This window comes from Anaerovorax sp. IOR16 (genome assembly GCF_017168145.1).
GTDB lineage: Bacteria > Bacillota > Clostridia > Peptostreptococcales > Anaerovoracaceae > IOR16.
Genome location: NZ_JADQTL010000009.1, coordinates 1206615 through 1224419, shown reverse-complemented (window position 1 = coordinate 1224419; position 17805 = coordinate 1206615). Strand labels below are relative to the sequence as shown.

At 35.0% G+C, this 17805-nt stretch carries 11 protein-coding genes and 1 other annotated feature (1 of these 12 cut by a window edge); of the genes, 7 read left to right on the top strand and 4 right to left on the bottom strand.

Going from position 1 to position 17805, the window contains the following annotated elements:
• Positions 1 to 161, top strand: a binding site (T-box leader) (it extends 87 nt beyond the left edge of the window).
• A gap of 116 nt (positions 162 to 277) precedes the next feature.
• Positions 278 to 3397 carry an isoleucine--tRNA ligase gene (gene ileS, locus I2490_RS09875; RefSeq protein WP_206459526.1) on the top strand — a complete coding sequence of 1040 codons (3120 nt, stop codon included), beginning with the start codon at positions 278 to 280 and terminating at the stop codon, positions 3395 to 3397.
• A gap of 36 nt (positions 3398 to 3433) precedes the next feature.
• A complete protein-coding gene (locus I2490_RS09870) occupies positions 3434 to 4246 on the top strand; it encodes a DUF368 domain-containing protein (protein WP_206459525.1) in 813 nt (270 codons plus the stop codon).
• Positions 4247 to 4278: 32 nt separating this feature from the next.
• Here the strand turns inward: I2490_RS09870 and I2490_RS09865 are convergent, their stop codons facing one another.
• Positions 4279 to 6039, bottom strand: coding sequence for a GGDEF domain-containing protein (locus I2490_RS09865; RefSeq protein WP_206459524.1), 1761 nt, complete (start codon positions 6037 to 6039; stop codon positions 4279 to 4281).
• A 225-nt stretch (positions 6040 to 6264) separates the two neighbouring features.
• On the opposite strand from I2490_RS09865, the gene I2490_RS09860 reads away from it, so the two are divergent.
• The 4 genes from I2490_RS09860 (at position 6265) to I2490_RS09845 (ending at position 11274) form a co-directional block, all read left to right on the top strand.
• Positions 6265 to 8319 (top strand): methyl-accepting chemotaxis protein, encoded by a 2055-nt coding sequence (locus I2490_RS09860; protein WP_206459523.1) that lies wholly within the window; start codon positions 6265 to 6267, stop codon positions 8317 to 8319.
• 99 nt (positions 8320 to 8418) lie between these two features.
• On the top strand, positions 8419 to 9810 hold the full coding sequence (locus I2490_RS09855; protein ID WP_206459522.1) for a PhoH family protein: 1392 nt from the start codon (positions 8419 to 8421) through the stop codon (positions 9808 to 9810).
• Positions 9811 to 9980: 170 nt separating this feature from the next.
• Positions 9981 to 10406: a hypothetical protein gene (locus I2490_RS09850; protein WP_206459521.1), complete on the top strand. Its 426-nt coding sequence runs from the start codon at positions 9981 to 9983 to the stop codon at positions 10404 to 10406.
• A gap of 112 nt (positions 10407 to 10518) precedes the next feature.
• Entirely contained in the window at positions 10519 to 11274 is a 756-nt protein-coding gene (locus tag I2490_RS09845) for a hypothetical protein (RefSeq protein ID WP_206459520.1), read from the top strand.
• A gap of 154 nt (positions 11275 to 11428) precedes the next feature.
• On the opposite strand, the gene I2490_RS09840 is transcribed toward I2490_RS09845, so the two are convergent.
• Genes I2490_RS09840 through I2490_RS09830 form a run of 3 tightly spaced genes read right to left on the bottom strand, consistent with a single transcriptional unit; the run spans position 11429 to position 15172 of the window.
• Entirely contained in the window at positions 11429 to 12088 is a 660-nt protein-coding gene (locus tag I2490_RS09840; protein ID WP_206459519.1) for a GntR family transcriptional regulator, read from the bottom strand.
• A 6-nt stretch (positions 12089 to 12094) separates the two neighbouring features.
• A complete protein-coding gene (locus I2490_RS09835; protein WP_330634617.1) occupies positions 12095 to 13237 on the bottom strand; it encodes an isocitrate/isopropylmalate family dehydrogenase in 1143 nt (380 codons plus the stop codon).
• 12 nt (positions 13238 to 13249) lie between these two features.
• Positions 13250 to 15172: an aconitate hydratase gene (locus I2490_RS09830; protein WP_206459518.1), complete on the bottom strand. Its 1923-nt coding sequence runs from the start codon at positions 15170 to 15172 to the stop codon at positions 13250 to 13252.
• A gap of 270 nt (positions 15173 to 15442) precedes the next feature.
• Here I2490_RS09830 and nrdJ point away from each other — a divergent pair, with 270 nt between their 5' ends.
• Entirely contained in the window at positions 15443 to 17797 is a 2355-nt protein-coding gene (gene nrdJ, locus I2490_RS09825) for a ribonucleoside-triphosphate reductase, adenosylcobalamin-dependent (RefSeq protein WP_206459517.1), read from the top strand.
• The last annotated feature ends 8 nt before the right edge of the window (positions 17798 to 17805 follow it).

Below are 17805 nucleotides of genomic sequence, written 5' to 3'. Positions count from 1 at the left end.
GGAAAATCACTCTTTAGCTGATTTTCTGAACGATTCAAATTTTATTTTAAATAATACTTTGAATGAGTAAGAAAATCCGTTTCTGCCCGTTAAGCAGATAAAAGTGGCTGGCATTTTTGCTGGCTATTAGGGTGGTACCGCGGTTTATAATCGTCCCTAAATTTTCCAATGGGAAAATTTAGGGATTTTTTTTATCTAATAATTAATTTATTTGATTTATTACTAGATAAATAGAGTTTCAGAGTGGCGATGTCACTTTTTTAGAAAGGGAAAAAGCATGTTTAAAAACTTATCAGAAAAACCCATTGCTGAACTTCAAATGGAACAGGCTGATCAATGGGATAAGGAAAAATTACTAGACAAGTGTGTTACAACAAGAGAAGGAATGCCATCTTTTATTTTTTATGAGGGACCTCCAACTGCAAATGGAAGACCGGGCATCCATCATGTCATTGCAAGAACTTTAAAGGATTCGGTATGTCGTTATAAGACAATGCAAGGTTATGCAGTAAACCGAAAAGCCGGGTGGGATACTCATGGATTACCGGTTGAAATTGAAGTAGAAAAGCAGCTGCAAATGAGCGGTAAGCAAGATATTGAAAAATATGGAATTAAGGAATTTAATCAGAAATGTAAGGAATCTGTATTCACTTATGAAAAACAGTGGAGAGAAATGACAAAGCGAATGGGGTATCTCATTGATTTGGATAACCCTTACATTACCTTAGATAATGATTACATTGAAACAGGTTGGTGGATTTTAAAGGAATTCTTTAAGGCTGGTATGATTTATGAAGGACATAAGATTCTTCCTTATTGTCCAAGATGTGGAACTGGGCTTGCTTCTCATGAGGTTGCGCAGGGATATAAAGAAGTAAAGGTAAATACGATTACTGCAAAGTTCAAGAAAAAGGATGCAGAAAATGAGTATTTTCTCGCATGGACAACAACTCCTTGGACCCTAGCTTCCAATGTTGCTTTAACGGTAGGACCAACAGTTGATTATATTAAAGCAGAAAAAGATGGTGAAATTTATTATGTAGCGAAAGCATTGGCAGATAAAGTTTTAGGAAAAAGTAAGGATGGCGAGGAACAATATAAGATTCTTTCTAAATTCAAAGGAAAGGATATGGAATATATGGAGTATGAACAGCTTATGCCATTCGTTACTCCGGATAAAAAAGCGTTCTTTGTAACTTGTGCTGATTATGTTACTATTGAGGATGGTACAGGTATTGTACACACTGCTCCTGCGTTTGGTGAAGATGACTACCAAACAGGAAGAAGATACAATTTGCCTGTTGTAAATCCTGTAGATGAAGAAGGAAAATATACAGAAACTCCTTGGAAGGGTACGTTCGTTATGGACCCTGAGCTAGATGTAAAAATCATTAAATGGCTTGCTGCTGAAAATAAGATTTTTACAAAAGAAAAGCTAGAGCATAACTATCCACACTGTTGGAGATGCAATACACCTTTGATTTATTATGCAAAGCCTAGCTGGTATATTGAAATGACAAAGTTGAAGGATCAGCTTGTTGCAAATAACAATACAGTAAATTGGTTCCCGGAATTTGTTGGTGAAGGACGTTTTGGAAATTGGTTAGCTGAAGTTAAAGACTGGGCAATTTCCAGAAATCGTTACTGGGGTACACCGATTAATATTTGGCGTTGTGAATGCGGTCACTTGGAGTCCATTGGTTCTAGAGCAGAACTTGCTGAAAAAGCGTTGGAAGACATTGATGATACGATTGAATTACACCGTCCTTATGTCGATGATGTGCATATTGAATGTCCAGAATGCGGTAAGAAGATGAGTCGTATTCCAGAGGTTATGGACTGTTGGTTTGACAGCGGAGCTATGCCTTTTGCACAAAGACATTATCCATTTGAGAATAGAGAAAACTTTGATGAAGAACTATTTCCGGCAGATTTTATTTGTGAGGGTATTGACCAGACAAGAGGATGGTTCTATTCCTTACTTGCAATTTCTACCTTTATAAAGGGAAAAGCACCATATAAAAATGTTCTGGTAAATGATTTAATCTTAGATAAAACCGGCAAAAAAATGTCAAAGAGTAAGGGGAACACGGTTGATCCATTCCAATTGTTTGATAAATACGGTGCGGATGCGACAAGATGGTATCTGTTGTATGTATCCCCAGCTTGGTCGCCGACAAAATTTGATGAGGATGGTCTGATTGAAATTCAGAGCAAATTCTTCGGTACATTGAAAAATGTATATAATTTCTTTGTTCTTTACTCAAACAATGATAAGTTTGATGTAAATAGCTTAGTTGTTGATTATGAGAAGAGACCAGAATTAGATCGTTGGGTTTTATCCAAATACAATAAGCTCGTTAAAGAAGTTACCTATGAGATGGAACATTACGATCACATGAAAACGGTTCGTAAGATACAGGAATTTGTAACAGAGGATTTGTCAAACTGGTACATCCGTAGAGCAAGAAGACGTTTCTATGGTGAAGAAATGAATGACGATAAGAAATCAGTGTATTTGACAACGTATGAAGTGCTTACAGGTGTTGTACAGCTTGCTGCACCATTTGCACCGTTTATTACAGATGAAATTTATACGAATTTAACTGGAGCGGAATCCGTACATCTTTCCTTCTATCCAAAAGCAAATGAAGCGTTGATTGATGAAAACGTAGAAGAAAGAATGGATTTGGTTCGTGCAATTGTTGCACTAGGTCGTGGAACGAGAGAAAAAGAAAGAATCAAGGTTCGTCAGCCATTGAAAGAAATTTTAATTGATGGTAAATATGAGGCGTTAATTTCTGATATGGTAGATCTGATTAAAGAAGAGTTGAATGTAAAAGAAGTCGTATTTGAAAGTAATCTGGACAAATTTATCAATTACACCTTAAAACCGAACTTTAAAGTAGCAGGGCCTGTACTTGGTGGAAAAATCAAGAGCTTTACCGGTGTTTTAATGAAACAAAATGCTGCAGAATTGGTTTCAATGCTGGAACAAAATGAATCTGTCGACATAGAAATTGATGGTGAGACGTTTGCAATTACCAAGGAATTTGTTGATGTTAAAATTTCTGCAAAAGAAGGATTTACCGCAGCGATGGAAAACAATGTCTTTACCATTTTAGAAACGACCATTACAGAAGAATTAATGTATGAGGGATTGGCAAGAGAATTGATTTCAAAGGTTCAGCAGATGCGTAAACAGAAGGATTTTGAAATGATGGATCACATTCATATTTTCTATCATGCAGATGAAGAAGTGAAAAAAGCAATTGAGAAATATGAAGATTACATTAAGAGTGAAACTTTAGCAGAAAAATTAATTGCTGATGATAAATCATTCGATGAATATGATTTGAATGGTCATAAAACCGGAATTAATGTGGAACGAATTTAATTAATTCTCCTCATATGTAAAAGGGGGCAGGGGACATTGAAGAATCATTTATTTGTTCGACTAATGAAAGGTTTTATCATTGGAGCATCAATGTTGATTCCTGGTGTGAGCGGCGGTACGATGGCTATCATACTGGGAATCTATGATGAATTAATTCATTCGGTAAGTTGCTTTCGTGAGAATATCAGAGAAAATCTAAAATTATTAATGGAATACGGGGTTTCCGGAGCAATCGGTGTACTATTACTGGCAGGACCTATGCTAAAAGCTTTAACTGCTTTTCGACAACCCATGATGTTTTTCTTTATGGGTGCAATTTTAGGGAGTTTGCCGCCACTTTATAAAAAGGCTACGATTAGTCATTTGAAATTTTCAAATATAATTGTTGCTTTTATTGGTGGCATTTCAGGGGTAATGCTTACATTGCTTCCAGAAGGATTGTTTGTCTATAATTCAGAAAACATTCTGCATAGTTATCTTATTTTGTTTTGTGCTGGCGTTGTAGTTGCTATTGCATTGGTATTACCGGGAATCAGTGGTTCCTATGTACTTTTAATGATGGGGATATATGATACGACACTTTGGGCACTAAAGAGTGCAGATTTGTATTTTTTAACACCCATTGCCGTTGGAGCTTTAGCAGGAACCTTTTTTACTGCTGAGTTACTTGAAAAAGAGATGAAGCGGCATCCGCAGTTCACATATATGCTAATTATTGGATTTATGCTTGGTTCATTGCTTCAAGTATTTCCGGGCATCCCAACTGCTAGTAATTTTCTGCTTTGTAGCATAACATTTTGCGTAGGACTTTGTGTGATTTTATTCATTGGAAGAAAAAATAGAATCTAAAATAAGAACAAAATATAAAACAGCTTTGATGATCATAGTGATTCGAAGCTGTTTTTTATATTAAGGGAATCTTGTTTCGCCATTTTTTTTAATTCAGCAAGTTTTTCGGTTAATTCTAATACATTTTTAAATCGCTGTGTGTTATTTGTAAGTAACACACAAGTAAAAGTCATTAACGGATAATTTTCTGCGTTGCCATGTCGGTTAAAAGTAGAGATATATTTTTTTTTAAGATCAGCTTTCTGATAGAAGTTCAGAATTTTATTTTCAAATTCTTTTTTTATGTTATTAAAATAGTTTTCTGATACAATATGATTCAAAATGACAATAAAATCATCACCGCCGATATGGCCAATGAATTGTTCTTGAGGAATAGAACTTCTTAAAAGACTTGCAAATAACTTTATTACTAAATCTCCTTTTTCAAAACCATAGACATCATTATATGCTTTAAAATTGTTAAGATCTAGATATGCGATGGTATAATTACTATTCTCCAGAATACATTTATTTAGTTTTTGTTCAATGAGTAAATTACCAGGTAGTCCTGTTAATGGATTCTGATGTTTTGCAACAGATATTTCAATTTCAGTAGTTTTTTGGAGTAGATCTTTAATTGTAACAACTCCAATATATTTACCTTTTTTTGTTACAACAATGAAATCATAGAGTTTATCATATTTTCGTGACATTGCCATAGAAGAGACAATGTTCACTGGTGTTGTATACTCTACGGATAAAAAATCATTGTCCATAATTTGAGGAATTTTTTTATTTTGATACAATGAAAAACCGTAATGACCGCTTAACTTTAATGTTAATTTTTCTCGAGTAATAATACCAATAGGCTTTTCCTGATCAATAATACATAATCCATAACAATCAGTATTTTTTTTAAACATATCATATACATCAATTATCTTTTTCTCAGGACAAATAGTATCTATCTTACTGCATAAATTTTCAATGTAAATATTAGCAATCATGTTTTGAGAGGTGTAATTTTTTTTATTATTTATATTTTTTATCTGATATAACAGGTCAATACTTATTTCTTCTATTTCTTCTTTTGGATTTTGGATATAATAACCTTGACCATAATGTATTCCCAAATTGATTAGGGTTTCTAATTCTTCATAAGTTTCAATGCCTTCTGCAATTAAATAAGTTTTTGATACTTTTGAGAACTCAACCATTCCTTTTACGAGTGCATATTTTTGACTGTCCAGGTTTATGTTACGTATTAAATTCATATCTAGTTTTATATAATTCGGATGAAGATCACTAATTAAATTAAGTCCGGAATATCCGGCACCAGCATCATCAATAGCAATTTTGTAATCTTGACCTTTATAGTGTTCAACGGATAACCGAAAACTTGTGATATCAGTAATTACGCTTTTTTCTGTAATTTCAAATATTACATTGCTGGGAGAAATTTTATAATGCAATAAAAAGGATTTTGTAAATCCTTTTTTAAATTTATCATCATGTATTATTTTAGGATTTACATTTAGAAATAATTTATTGCTATAACGTGGAATCATAAAATCGAACGCCATTTCCAATGACTTTGTTCTGCATACTTGTTCTAGGTCCCAGATACGATTGTATTTTTCCGCACAGGCAAACAACATATCAAGACTATTTATTTCACTTTCGCAAGTGATTCTGCTTAGTGCTTCATGTCCTAAAATGCTTCCATCTCTTAGAGATATAATCGGTTGAAAGACGGTTTTGATTTGTTTGTTTTCAATGATATAGTCCAAAGCTTCCCTTTTTCGATCAGTCATGATCAACCTCCATCTATAGTATTATTAAAATATCTATTTATCGTTAGACGATTATTTGTTAAATTTATAATAGCAATTTTTTATAAATAAGAAGAAGCAAAAGTATGTAAAAATTATGTAAAATAAAATTATGGAAACTTAACATAGTCTTTACATACCCTTAAACAATGAATCGTAAGAAATCTCCTATAATTTAAGCATGAATAATAATAGGAGGTTTATCAGATGAAGATAAAAACAATATTCAGCAAAATAAAAAGAAAAACATTAAGTTCGCATAGAAGTATTGTAGCTAAAATGATTCTATTTTTAGTGGCGGCAATGCTTCTTTTTAGTTTTTTCGCTATTTCCATAATCAGCGTTATTGTAGGGAATATGTGGGAAAGTAAAGAAAAAGAAAATATACGTCAGGTTACAACAACGATTACATCGTTGACAGAAAATTATATTGATAAATATGTATCCATTGCCGTGACATTATCAAAGAATGGAGAAATTATATCTCTATTAGAAAATACAAATAAAGATAATCCTATGAGGAGTTACAATAAATACTCGGATATTGTAAATAGCTTACTTGATGTAAAGGTAAACTTTAATGACATAAACTCTCTGTATATTGGAAGTGTGGAAGAAGACAGTTATATAGATGAGGTAAAGACATACTTGCCGGAAAACTTTTCTTTAAGAAGCCGTCCTTATTACCGTGCTGTGAAAGAGAAAAAAAGGATATTAACAGAACCTTATGAAGATACAATAACCGGTAAATTATGCATTACAATTGCGGTTCCTGTTTTTCGTTGTAACACTTCAAAAGTAATCGGTTTGATTGGTCTTGATATCAACCTTTCTAATATTGAGAAATTTCTTTTAGAAAATCAATTTGGAAAGACTGGAAGAAGTATGATCGTTGATTCAAATCATAAAGTTGTCGCTTATGGAAATTCTGATTTTTCCGGAAAAGATATTTCTGATGTGGGTTTGGATTCTCGTTTGTTGAGTGAAATAGATAAAGCAGAAAATAGTTTAATAAATTATAATTTTTTAGGAAAAAAGAGAGTAGGACTTGTGCAGAAAGATACGAAATTTAATTGGACACTTGTAACAGGAATTGACAAAAGTGAATATAAAAAAAATACTTATAAAGTTATAGGGATATTGACGATAATACAGCTTATTATGATTTGTACTCTTGCAATATTATTATGTCGCTGCATTCGACGTTTTCTTATTCCATTTCAGGAACTTGAATTCGGGATGAAAAATATAGCAAATGGTTTTTTAAATATTAATATTCAACATAAAAGTAATGATGAATTTGGGAGATTGGCAGATAATATGAGATCAATGACAGAAAGCCTAGCCATGTATATTAGTGAAATTGATAAAGCAATGTCTGCTTTGGCAACAGGGAACTTTGATATACATTTTCTACATACCTTTCATGGTGATTTTAAACATATTGAAGACTGCTTTTCAGAATTCATATATAAAATATCAAAGGACTTGCTTCAGGTTAATCAAGTTTCAGAAGAGGTATATCTAGGATCAGAACAGGTTTCCCTTGCTTCACAATCGCTGGCTGAAGGTACAGAGGAACAGGCAAGCAGTGTGCAAGAATTAAACGCTGCGCTTGGTGAAGTATCCAATCATATTGCTGCAAATACGCAAAATGCAAAAGATGCTAATAAAGCCGTGCAGGGGGTTGAACGGAAAGTATCAGATAGTAATGGACAGATGGAAAAAATGCTTTTAGCGATGAATGATATAAATCAGCACTCAGAAGAAATAAGAAAAATTATTAAAACAATTGAAGATATAGCATTTCAGACAAAGATATTAGCATTGAATGCAGCAGTAGAGTCAGCAAGAGCTGGTAGTGCAGGTAAAGGATTTTCTGTGGTAGCTGACGAAGTACGAAATCTTGCTATCAAAACAAGTGATTCTGCAAAACATACTACTTTGCTGATCGAGAATTCTATCAAGGCAATTCAAAACGGATCAACGATTGCAAATGATACTGCAGATTCATTAAAGAGTGTCGTTTTAGGGACAAAAAGGATTGTAACTATGATAGAAGAAATTTCGGATGCTTCACAGGTACAGTCAGATTCAATTTCTAAAATCAGTATGGGTTTGGAACAGATTTCGGCAGTTGTTCAAACAAATTCCGCTACAAGTGAAGAATCGGCAGCGGCCAGCGAGCAATTATCCGTACAGGCACAGATTATGAACCAGTTAGTAAACAAATTTACATTAATCAGTGAAATAGAGAGTTAGGTTCATCTTCAAGGGCATATAACATATTATATTGTAGACTCAAATGAAAGATTTTTAGTTTACAATGTACTTCCAATAGGATTATAAGGAGGAGTTACCTTGATTAAAAATTATATCCTAGATACAAATGTTTTAATTCATTTTCCGGGCAGTATTTATACTTTTGAGGACAATAATATTATTATTCCAATCATATGTTTAGAAGAGTTAGATAATTTAAAGAAAAAAGAAGGGATACTGGGTTATCAAGCAAGAGAAGCCATTAGAGAAATAAATAGCATAAGACAATATGGCGATGTTTATGGAGGAGTAAAATTACCAAATGGAGGTACGTTAAGAGTAGAATTAAACCATATGAATGCGATTTCCGTACCTGATGGTATGGATTTGAGTAAAAATGACAATAAGATTTTAACCATTGCCATAAATATAAAAAATGAATCAAAAGATATGGATACGATTCTTGTAACAAAGGACCTTTGTGTAGCGATTAAAGCAGAGGCAATGAATTTACAAGTTCAGGATTATCAAAATGATAAAATCGATGTGGATCAAATATATCGAGGTTACAAAGAAGTATCTTTATCTTCATCACAAATTGATAAAATTTATCAAGGCGGATTAAAGTTAAATAAAAAAACCGGAGATGCATTCCCAAATGAGTTTTTTTGCATCAAAAGCAATGATCGAAATTCTCATGAAACGCTTGCAAAATTTGATGGGAACAAAATTGTTCCATTAAAATATGCAAATGATAAAGCATGGGGCTTAACTCCCAGAAATCGAGAACAGAGAATGGCTTTTGAATTACTTATGGATGATGATATTCATTTGGTAACGCTTAGTGGAGGTGCAGGAACTGGAAAATCCATTCTTTCTGTGGCAACTGCACTTCAAAAGGTCATTGAAAATAATGTTTATGATAAGATTATATTGATAAAGCCCGTTGTATCAGCAGGAGATTCCATTGGATACTTACCCGGTAAAGAAGCTGCAAAATTAAAACCGTTTATGGATTCTTTTGGAGATGCCATTGAGAGTTTAATGACGGAACGTAATAAGAAGCAATATGCAAGTAAAAGTGATAAGTTAGAAAAAAATGCGAAAAAAAGAAAAGAATATAGTGAAAAACCACTTTTTTCAGCAGAGAGTTTTTTAGAGCAATATAAAGAAGCCGGCATAATTGAAATGAAAACATTTGCATTTATGAGAGGAAGAACCTTGTCAAATGCAATGGTAATCATTGATGAAGCGCAAGAAATGACACCGCATCTGGCAAAATTAATGCTGACAAGAGCAGGGCAGGATGCAAAGTTTGTTATGATAGGGGATCCTTCCGACAACCAGATTGATAATACACTTGTAGATTCAAAATCAAATGGACTTGTTTATGTTATTGAGAAAATGAAACCTTATAATATAACCGGGCATGTTTACCTTGAAGAAGTAGAGCGGAGTGCACTTGCTAAGGTAGCCGAAGAATGTTTATAAGATTTAAAAAGACAGGAGACCATCTAAATAGGATTATTTCAATCCCATTTAGATGGTTTCTCTTGTTAAAACCCATATTGATCATTCATCTATTCTAAAATGAGGTTACATAGAAACTTTGGTACGTTAATGGAAGATGTTTCATATTATGTGATAAGGGAGGGATTATCATGTCTGATCAATATAGTAGCTGTGAAAAACTAATTCGTCAATTATTAGAAGTGCAAGCTCAGATTACAGTTAAACCACTTGTAGAACATGGTAAGCCAAATGTTTACTGTGTTGATTCCAGCATTGCACCAAATCCCGATTGCTGCAATTGTGATTGCAATTCTTCTGTCGATAATTGTTATGACTGTGATTGCAATTCTAGTGTTCATGATTCTTATGACTGTGATTGCAATTATTGCGACTGTACTTGTTATGACTGGGGTTCTAATTATAATGCAGATTGGGAATCAGAGAGATCAAGACATCAATGTAACTATACCCTTACTCAAGTAATCTGTGTTGAAATTCCTATATATATAGAGGCAGATGTTGAGATTGATAAAGGAATTGTCTGCTGTGACAGCCCTGAGATTGAGTCATGTTAAATGGATCAATGTTTAGATGATATATATTAGATAATGAGTCATACATACGCAATAAAGGGAGTAAATGTTTGTATGTATATGAAGAACCTAAAAGATTGAAAGGCGTGAGAATATGTCAGTTTGTACTGATTGTGATAAAAACAAGACGGTTACAACTCTTCAAAATGGAGATACAGTATGTGAAACCACTGTTCATGAAGAGGTTTGTGTCCAGGGTGTTGTAACGATTAGACCGAAAGTGGAATGCGTAGCATGTAAATCCTATTGCATAGGTAATCCTATGATTGGCAGTTGTTCGGGGGAATTAAAGGATAAATGCAGATTTACAGTAAGTCAAAAGCTGTGTGTTGAAATTCCTTTGATTTTTTCAGCAACTTCTACTGCTGTAGAGAAGGGGATTGTGTGCACTCAGGCAGAAATTGGACCATGTCAAGGAACAGATGCATGTACCCATACAATTGGATATTTTAGAAATCACCCTAACATTACCAACAATTTAATAACGGAAGCTGGTGGATTCATTATTTTAGGGGTTGATGATGAGGGCCTTAGTTTTACGGTTACAACGAGCAATTCACACGATGTGTTGACTTTTAATACTCCGACACCTCCTGAATTAGTCCCACCTCTTTATCAGAAATATCAAAACCTTTATGCGCAGTTGCTGGCGGCTCATTTAAACATTGTAGCTATAGAGGCTCAAGGTGTTGAAATTTGTACGTTTATCTTAGAAGCAATCAATGCTGCAAATAATTTTCTTAGAACATCTCCTCCAGAAGGAAAGACAGGAGCTGATGATTATCAAGAACCATTAGAGCTATTTAATTCAGGTAATGCACCAGGATGTCCGGTACATTGTGAAGAATAAGATAATGAAATCATGTGCATACTTCCGAAATGGAAGTATGTTTTCTATTTAAGCGTTCATAAAAATTAGCTTGAGAATAAAAGAAAACCTCCAATGTTAGGATAATGTTGGTATGTTGACCACATTAAAACAAAGGAGGCTTTTTGGGTTATGATTAACCTAGTTTTGCGCGTTTTTTTGCATTTTCAAGATGAATCGTAATGGCTTCTGCACCTGCATCCGGATCTTTTGCAATAAAAGCATCGAAGATTTTTTTATGTTCATTTAATACTTCATCCAAATACTGATCTACATATGCCAAATTCACTTTTGTTTGTTTTGTATAAAACTGATAAGAGGATAAAACATGTTTTAACATGCGGTTATGCGCGGCATTATATATTAATTCATGAAAATGCATGTTGATATTCAGCATCTTATCCATGTCTTTTTTCATGGTATAAAATTCCATAAATTCATAGGCTTCCTGCAATTCCTCAAATTCTTCTTTTGTAATACGTTCAATTGCCCATTTTACAGCAATGGCTTCATAGGCTTTTCTCAGAACATACATATCCTGAATATCTTCTGTTGTTACACCTAAGACGAAAGCACCACGATTTGGAATGGTTTCAATCAGACCATCCAGTTCCAATTGTCGAAATGCTTCGCGCACAGGAGTTCGGCTTACAGCGTATTCATCACAGATACGTTGTTCCGTTAGTTTTTCACCAGACTTTAATTTTCCTTGAAGAATGTCTGAACGAAGTTGTATAAATAAGTTTGAAGAAAGAGGAAGTCCGGTAACCTTAATTCCGGCAGTATCCTTAAACATGAAATATTACCTCCTAATGGTATCCAGAATATAGTCTGCAAATTCAGCACCGGTAGCACCATCTGATTTTCCAGTAATAACTAATTTTTTTTCTGTAACCGTACAAATATCTAGAGCTGAAAATAAAGCATCGGCTTGCTTCTGATATCCGATATGACTCAGAAGCATTGCAGCAGCACGAATGACACTGCAAGGATCGGCATAAATGTCACGGCCTTCTTCTACCATTCTTGGTGCAGATCCGTGTACTGCTTCAAACATCGCATAATGTTTTCCTAAATTTGCACTGCCTGCTGTACCAACTCCACCTTGGAATTCTGCAGCTTCATCGGTTAAGATATCTCCATAAAGGTTTGGAAGAATAAACACTTCAAATTGACTTCTTCTTTTTTCGTCAATTAGTTTCGCTGTCATAATATCGATGTACCAATCATCTACTTCAATATCCGGATACTCTTCGCCGATTTTTTTGCATATTTCTAAGAATTTTCCATCGGTTGCTTTCACAATGTTTGCTTTTGTGACAATCGATACTCGTTTTTTACCGTTTGCCTTGGCATATTCAAAGGCTTGACGTGCAATTCGCTCCGTTCCCGGATTTGTAATAACACGAAAATCAATGGCCAAGTCATCACTGATGTGCACACCTTGGCTGCCCATCGCATAGAGACATTCTGTATTTTCACGGAAGAAAGTCCAATCAATTCCAAGTTCAGGAACCTTTACAGGTCTTACATTAGCGAATAAGTCCAATTCCTTTCGCATAGCCACATTTGCACTTTCAATGTTTCCCCATTGATCGCCTTTTCTAGGTGTAGTCGTAGGACCTTTTAGCAACACATGACATTTTTTTATTTCTTCTAACACATCCGTAGGAATGGCTGCTTTTTCAGCTGCTCTGTTTTCAATGGTAAGTCCGTTGATTGTACGAAGTTCAACTTTACCTGCTTCGACTTCATCAACCAGCAAGTTTTCTAAGATTCTTTTTGCATGTGCGGTAATTGCAGGACCAATACCGTCTCCGCCAATGACTCCGATGATAATTTTATCTAAAGAGTGATAATCGATAAAATTAGTATCATTTTTCATTTTTTCTACTCTTGCAAGTTGTTGTGCTACAATTTGTTCAAAGCTTTTTAAATACTGCAATGGAGCACCTCCTTATTTTCCTTTAATTTGACTTATTTTTCCACCAGCTAAAATCATTTCAATTTCTAGATCAGAGAGGTGAGCGAGTAACGTATATTCTTTTCCAGTAGACTGATTTTTAAGAATGACAGTTGAGCTTTTGATTTGTACAGCTGCATTTTCAATTACCAGTTCTTGACCAAGTTCAAAGTCTTTATAATCAGCAGGATCTTCAAATACTAAAGGAAGAATACCACTATTGATTAAATTAGAACGATGGATTCTTGCGAAGGACTTTGCAACGACAAAACGGATTCCAAGATAAAGAGGAACCAAAGCTGCATGTTCACGACTGGAACCTTGTCCATAATTTTCACCACCGATTATAATACCATCTTTTGCTTCCTTGCAACGAGCAGGAAATTCCGGATCAATTTTTTCGAAACAGTAATTCGACAGATGCGGAATGTTTGAGCGATAAGGCAGTAAACGTGAGTCTGACGGCATGATATCATCAGTTGTAATGTTATTTCCTGTTTTTAGTACTATGGTACCGGAAATCTTATTTTTTAATCTTGTATTTTGAGGAAATGGTTTAATGTTTGGTCCCATTGCCACGGAAATATCATTTTTGTTTTCCCCTTTTGGATATACCATAAAGCTGTCATTGCTGTGGAAGGTTTCTGCTTTGATTTCAGGAAGTGCAGCTCCTGTTGTCATACCATCGGTTAAATGTCCTGTAATTGCAGAGATTGCTGCAGTTTCTGGACTGACTAGGTATACCGAAGCATCTGCAGTACCGCTTCTGCCTTTAAAGTTACGATTAAAGGTACGTAAGGAAACACCTCCCGATTGCGGAGACTGTCCCATACCAATGCATGGACCGCAAGCATTTTCAATGATACGAGCACCTGCTTCAATCATATCAGCCAAAGCGCCATTTTGTGCGAGTTTGCTTAAAATCTTGCTGGAACCTGGTGAAATAACAAGGCTTACATTTTCGTGAACATGTTTTCCCTTAAGTATGGAGGCAACCTTCATAAGATCTGTATAGGAAGAGTTCGTACAGCTTCCAATGGCAACTTGATTGATTGCAATTGGGCCAATATTTCCTATTGTATCTACATTGTCTGGACTATGAGGTTTTGCTGCTAAAGGAACAAGCTCAGAAAGGTTTACTTCTAATATTTCATCATAAACTGCATCTTTATCTGCCGTCATTTCTACGTAATCCTTTTCTCTACCTTGCGATGCTAAAAATGCTTTTGTATTATCATCACTTGGGAATACAGAAGTAGTTGCACCAAGTTCAGCCCCCATATTTGTAATCGTTGCACGATCCGTAACACTTAAGTTAGCAACACCGTCTCCAAAATATTCTACAATTTTACCAACGCCACCTTTTACGGTAAGTTTCTGCAGTACATATAAAATAACATCCTTTGCGGAAACCCAAGGGCGAAGGCTGCCGGTAAGCTTAACACCGATTACACTTGGAACGGTAAGACTATAGGTTCCTTTTGCCATAGCAACGGCAACATCAAGTCCGCCAGCACCGATTGCTATCATGCCAAGTCCGCCTCCGGTTGGTGTGTGACTGTCTGAACCTAAAAGAGTTTTGCCCGGAATACCAAAGCTTTCTAAATGAAGCTGATGACAAATCCCATTGCCTGGCTTCGAAAACAAAACGCCATGACGTTTTGCAACGCTCTTTATAAATGCATGATCATCGGCATTCTCAAAACCAGTCTGCAATGTATTGTGATCAATATAGGCTACGGATAGTTCCGTTTTGATTTTTTCAACATCCATAGCTTCAAGTTGCAGATATACCATGGTACCAGTGGAATCTTGTGTTAGTGTTTGATCCATTTTGATGGTTATTTCTTCACCGGGAATCATCTGACCGTTAATAAGATGATTTTCCAGTATTTTATAGGCTAAAGTTTTCCCCATTACAATTTTCTCCTTATCTAAATTAGTCAGTTTGTTTACTTGTATACAATTATACGTTTTTTATCTTTTCTTGTAAAGAGGAGAAGGTATTATATTCATAAAAAAAACTCAAATCTTTGAATGAATAACGGTTGAAATAATGATTAAGATACTATATAATGGGGAAGTCATTAAATGCGTCACCATATATAGGGATGAATGAATTGTTATAACGGTTTTGGGAGAAGGGTACCTTTTGTTGAAATCTAAGACGTTTACAAGGAGGATAACATGAAGACGGTAATAAAAAGAGATGGCACAGAAGTCGATTTTAATGGAAAAAAAATTAAAAATGCCATTGAAAACGCCATGATGGAAACAAGGCTGGGGGTAGATACTACTTTAGCAGAAAATATTGCTTCTGCTATTTTAAAACAAGTTGAAAAGTCAGAAAGAAGAGTAAATGTCGAAGACATTCAAGATTTGGTTGAAGACTTTTTAATGGCAAGTGAAAGAAAAGATGCAGCGAAAAAGTTTATTATTTATCGCTATGAAAGAGATAAAACAAGAGATGCTAGAAAACGTCGTGATGGGAGAGTTATTTCCGAAGAATTTGTCAGTAAATATAAACACAAGCCATCTCCGATGAGTCAATTAGGGAATTTTGTTTATTACCGAACGTATTCACGTTGGATGCCGGAAGAAATGCGTCGAGAGTACTGGTGGGAAACGGTAAGACGTTCGGTGGAATATAATTGCAGTCTTATTCCTACCTCAAAAGAAGAAGCAGAAAAACTATATCGAAATGTATATGATTTAAAACAGTTTTTATCCGGAAGAACGTTTTGGGTAGGGAGTACAGACGTATCTAAGTACTATCCTATGTCAAATTTCAATTGCTCGTTTCAGGTAATTGATAGTTTTGCTTCTTTCCGTGATGTATTTTATTTATTAATGGTTGGTTCGGGTGTCGGGATACGTATTTTAAAGTCTGATGTGGAAAAGCTTCCGCCGGTTAGAACGGATGTGGAAATCATTCATGAATCGTATACTCCTGTTTTGAAAAGCTTACGTCAAGACAGTACTGCACTTGAATTTACACATAATGATACTGTAAAGATTACAATCGGAGATAGTAAGGAAGGTTGGGTACAATCTTTAGATTATTATTTAAAAGTGCTTTATAGTACGGAATATCGTAAAATCAAAACGATTATTTTAAATTATGACCATGTAAGAGCCAAAGGTGAAAAACTTAAAACATTTGGAGGAACTGCCAGCGGTCACTCCAGTATGAAGAATATGTTTATTAAAATTAATAAAGTAATTGAAAAGGCAGGACACCGTTCTACTACTAATAAAATTAAGTTTAAACCAATTGATTGTTTAGATATCGCAAATGTTATTGGTGAAAATGTGGTAGTTGGAGGTGTACGCCGTACTGCAGAAATTGTTTTGATTGATCAAGATGATAAAGAATGTATCCAGGCAAAGAGTGATCTTTATAAGAAGGTAGATGAAAAGTGGGTTATTGATCAAGAAATCTCTCATCGTCAGATGAGCAATAATTCCATTTACTATACAACAAAGCCTACTAGAGAACAGCTTCACTGGCATTTGCAGCAAATGCGTTATTCTGGTGAACCTGGATGGGTAAATGAAGAGGCTGGGTTAAAGCGACGACCGAATTTTGCAGGGGTAAATCCTTGTGCGGAAATCCTTCTTGATTCTAAGGGACTTTGTAATTTAACCACAGTGAATGTAATGGCCTTTGTAAGAGAGGATAATACTCTGGATTATAAAGGTTTAATGGAAGCACAACGACTTTCTGCAAGGGCTGGCTATCGAATGACCTGTACCGAACTTGAAATACCGGAATGGAATGCCGTACAACAGAGAGATAAGCTGTTGGGTTGTTCGTTAACAGGGTGGCAGGATATGGTCAATGCAATGAATTATAGCAAGGAAGATCAAATCGCCTTGTTAAAGGATTTGAGAGAAACAGCACGAAAGGCTTCAGAAGAATATGCAAAGGAATTGGGTATGAAAGCGCCACTTCTTGTTACTACGATAAAGCCGGAAGGCACTTTAAGTTTGCTTCCTGTTGTGTCAAGTGGTGTTCATTTTTCACATGCACCATATTTCGTAAGAAGAATTCGAATCAGCAGCGATGATCCATTAACGAAGGTTTGTGAAGAACTTGAATATCCAGTATACCCAGAAGTTGGGCAGGATAGAGAAACCTGTGTTACAAAAGTCGTAGAGTTTCCTATAAAGGCACCAGAAGGCAAATTTAAGGCAGATGTTAGTGCAATTGAGCAATTAGAAATCTATAAAATGTTTATGACCCATTATGTTGAACATAACTGTTCCATTACTGTACATGTGCGTGATAACGAATGGGATGATGTAGAGGAATGGGTTTGGGAAAACTGGGAGGATACGGTTGCTTTATCTTTCTTATCCTTCGAAGATAATTTCTATGAACTTTTACCTTTTGAAGCGATAACTAAAGAAGAATATGAACAGCGAAAAAAGGAAATGAATCCGTTTGTACCATCTTTAATTAGTAAATATGAAAAAGAAGAAGTACAGTATGACATCGGAAATGAAGGCTGTGAAGCAGGTGTTTGTCCGATTCGTTAATATAGAAC